Genomic DNA, 3,627 nt, shown 5'->3' with positions numbered 1-3,627 from the left:
CATGAAACCGAGTCCGTGCCGTGCCAATCAAAACCGGACGGTTAGGGGGATTCCCCTATCGAACACCCTCTGAGGGCGCAGACTGGAATCGGCGCACCCGTTCGGGTGCGGTGGCGGGTGATCGACATGTATTGGCACCGCGGGTACCACGGCGGCTGGTCGTGGGTGCTGCCCGGGATCACGTTCATGCTGTTCGTGCTGCTGGTGATCGTCGTGCTGGCCGCGCTGTGGCGGATGCACTCGACGAGTCGGACGACCGGGTCGGGGGACGGGAAGCAGTGGGGGAGCCCGCCGCACGGCCGGGTCCCGGAGGCGGAGCGGCTGCTGGCCGAGCGGCTGGCCCGGGGCGAGATCGACGTCGACGAGTACCGGCACCGGTTGGCGGCGCTGCGCGGCGAGTACGGCGGGAGCGGTCCGGGAAGTCCACCGGGAGACGGTCCGCCGGGCGGCGGTCCACCGCAGGCTCCGCCGAAAGAGCCGGGGAAGAGCTGAGGGAACAGGCCCCGACGCGGGCCGTCGAGCCTCTGGTCAGCCCGATGTTGTTTGGATATATTCACTCTGCTTGATCGTGAATGAATCCATCCGCAAGGAGGCTGGTCCATGGCAGAGCAGGCGAGCGGCCCGCGCGAGGTGCGCGCGGCACGGGGTACCGGGCTGAGCACGCAGGGCTGGCAGCAGGAAGCCGCCCTGCGGATGCTGATGAACAACCTCGACCCGGAGGTCGCCGAGCACCCGTCCAAGCTGGTGGTCTACGGCGGCACCGGCAAGGCCGCCCGCGACTGGCGCTCCTTCGACGCGATGGTGAAGACCCTGCAGGGCCTCAAGCAGGACGAGACCATGCTGGTCCAGTCCGGCCGGCCGGTCGGCGTGATGCAGACCCACGAGTGGGCGCCCCGGGTGCTGATCGCCAACTCCAACCTGGTCGGCGACTGGGCGAACTGGGAGGAGTTCCGCCGCCTGGAGTCGCTCGGCCTCACCATGTACGGCCAGATGACCGCCGGTTCGTGGATCTACATCGGCACCCAGGGCATCCTGCAGGGCACCTACGAGACCTTCGCGGCCGTGGCCAACAAGCGTTTCAACGGGACGCTGGAAGGCACCATCACCCTCACCGCCGGCCTCGGCGGCATGGGCGGCGCCCAGCCGCTGGCCGTCACCATGAACGGCGGCGTGGCGATCTGCATCGACTGCGACCCGTCCCGGATCGCCCGCCGGATCGAGCACCGCTACCTCGACGTCGAGGCCAAGAGCCTCGACCACGCGCTGCAGCTCGCCACCGAGGCCCGCGACAAGCGGCAGCCGCTCTCCATCGGCCTGCTCGGCAACGCCGCCGACCTGCTGCCGCAGCTGCTCGCGATGGACGCCCCGATCGACATCGTCACCGACCAGACCAGCGCCCACGACCCGCTGGCCTACCTGCCGACCGGCGTCGCCTTCGAGGACATGGCGAGCTACGCGGCCGAGAAGCCCGCCGAGTTCACCCAGCGCGCCCGCGAGTCGATGGCCCGGCACGTGGAGGCCATGGTCGGCTTCCAGGACCGCGGCGCGGAGGTCTTCGACTACGGCAACTCGATCCGCGGCGAAGCCCAACTCGCCGGATATGACCGGGCGTTCGCGTTCCCCGGCTTCGTCCCCGCGTACATCCGGCCGCTGTTCTGCGAGGGCAAGGGCCCGTTCCGCTGGGCCGCGCTGTCCGGCGACCCGAAGGACATCCACAAGACCGACAAGGCCGTCCTCGACCTGTTCCCGGAGAACGAGTCGCTGCACCGCTGGATCAAGATGGCCCAGGAGAAGGTGCACTTCCAGGGCCTGCCCGCGCGGATCTGCTGGCTGGGCTACGGCGAGCGCGACAAGGCCGGCGAGCGGTTCAACGACATGGTCGCCTCCGGCGAGCTGTCCGCGCCGATCGTGATCGGCCGCGACCACCTGGACTGCGGCTCCGTCGCCTCCCCCTACCGGGAGACCGAGGCGATGCTGGACGGCTCCGACGCGATCGCCGACTGGCCGCTGCTGAACGCCATGGTCAACGTCGCCTCCGGCGCGTCCTGGGTGTCCATCCACCACGGCGGCGGCGTCGGCATCGGCCGCTCCATCCACGCCGGACAGGTCACCGTCGCCGACGGCACCCCGCTGGCCGGCGAGAAGATCCGCCGCGTCCTCACCAACGACCCCGGCATGGGCGTCATCCGGCACGTCGACGCCGGCTACGACCGGGCGAGCGAGGTCGCCGACGAGCGGGGCGTTCGCGTGCCCATGGCCGAGCTGTGACCGAGGGCTTCGACGCGATGTGGGCGGAGCTGCTCCCCGTGGGCCGCTCCGCCTCCTCCGGCGGCTACCGCCGGCACGCCTGGAACTCCGCCGACGCCGAGTGCCGGGCCTGGTTCGAGGAACAGGCCCGGGCCCGCGGCCTGCACTACGAGACCGACCGCAACGGCAACCAGTGGGCCTGGCTCGGCGACCCGACCGCCGGGAACGCCGTGGTCACCGGCTCGCACCTGGACTCCGTCCCCGACGGCGGCGCCTACGACGGCCCGCTCGGAGTGATCTCCTCGTTCGCCGCACTCGACGAACTCCGCGCCCGCGGCGCGGAGTTCACCCGCCCGCTGGCGATCGCCAACTTCGGCGACGAGGAGGGCGCCCGGTTCGGCGTCGCCTGCGTGGGCAGCCGGCTCGCCGCCGGCGTCCTCGACCGGGACGCCGCGTACCGGCTGCGCGACGCCGACGGGGTGTGGCTGCCCGACGCGATGCTCAAGGCCGGCCACGACCCGGCGCAGATCGGCCCGGACCCCGAACTGCTCGGCCGGATCGGCGCGTTCGTCGAACTCCACATCGAACAGGGCCGGTGGCTGACGGACGAGCACCCGGTCGGCGTGGCCGGCGCGATCTGGCCGCACGGCCGTTGGCGGTTCGACTTCCACGGCGAGGCCAACCACGCCGGCACCACCCGGCTCGACGACCGCCGCGACCCGATGCTGACCTACGCCACCACCGTGCTCGCCGCCCGCAAGAAGGCCCGGCTCGCCGGGGCGCTCGCCACCTTCGGCAAGGTCGCCGTCGAGCCCAACGGCACCAACGCGATCGCCTCGCTGGTCCGCGGCTGGCTGGACTCCCGGGCCGCCGACGAGGAGACGCTGCGTCAACTGGTCGACGCCATCGAGCAGTCCGCGGCCGAACGCGGGGAGCGCGACGGCGTCCGGGTGACGCTCACCCGCGAGTCCTTCACCCCCGTCGTCGACTTCGACGGCCCGCTGCGCGACCACCTGGCCGGCCTGCTGAAGGCCCCCGTCCTGCCCACCGGGGCGGGACACGACGCCGGGATCCTGGCGTCCGCCGTCCCGACCGCCATGCTGTTCGTGCGGAACCCCACCGGGGTCTCGCACTCCCCGGCCGAACACGCCGAGCAGGCCGACTGCCACGCCGGAGTCGCCGCCCTCGCCGACGTACTGGAGGACCTCGCATGTCAGCCGTCGTGACGTACTGGGCCGAACACGCCTGGCTGCCGCACGCCGACGGCCCCGCGGTCGAGCGCGAGGTGCTGATCGCGGTCGGCCCCGGCGGGCGGATCGCCAAGGTCACCCCCGACAGCGGGCCCTGCCCCGCCGGGGCCGTCCGGCTCGCCGGGCTGAC

The 3,627-nt window shown here is 72.2% G+C and carries 3 protein-coding genes and 1 pseudogene; all 4 read left to right on the top strand.

Annotation, left to right across the window (positions count from 1 at the left end; translation table 11 throughout):
- Positions 1-117: 117 nt before the first annotated feature.
- Positions 118-492, top strand: coding sequence for an SHOCT domain-containing protein (locus IEZ12_RS36075; protein WP_189278465.1), 375 nt, complete (start codon positions 118-120; stop codon positions 490-492).
- 108 nt (positions 493-600) lie between these two features.
- On the top strand, positions 601-2,268 hold the full coding sequence (gene hutU / locus IEZ12_RS36070) for a urocanate hydratase (RefSeq protein ID WP_189278463.1): 1,668 nt from the start codon (positions 601-603) through the stop codon (positions 2,266-2,268).
- A 17-nt stretch (positions 2,269-2,285) separates the two neighbouring features.
- The gene (locus IEZ12_RS36065) at positions 2,286-3,473 is read left to right on the top strand and encodes an allantoate amidohydrolase (RefSeq protein WP_189278469.1); all 1,188 of its coding nucleotides are present in this window, start codon (positions 2,286-2,288) and stop codon (positions 3,471-3,473) included.
- Positions 3,458-3,627: pseudogene (locus IEZ12_RS39785) on the top strand (formimidoylglutamate deiminase); the annotation flags it as partial. The gene IEZ12_RS36065 and the pseudogene IEZ12_RS39785, both read left to right, overlap by 16 nt.

Source organism: Kitasatospora griseola, from assembly GCF_014648555.1.
Classification (GTDB): domain Bacteria; phylum Actinomycetota; class Actinomycetes; order Streptomycetales; family Streptomycetaceae; genus Kitasatospora; species Kitasatospora griseola.
Note: the sequence above shows the minus strand (reverse complement) of the source record. Positions and strands in the feature narration are given on the sequence as shown.

Coding starts and splice junctions, on each gene's coding strand:
- hutU (WP_189278463.1), top strand. CDS start 601: ATGGCAGAGCAGGCGAGCGGCCCGCGCGAGGTGCGCGCGGCACGGGGT.
- IEZ12_RS36065 (WP_189278469.1), top strand. CDS start 2,286: ATGTGGGCGGAGCTGCTCCCCGTGGGCCGCTCCGCCTCCTCCGGCGGC.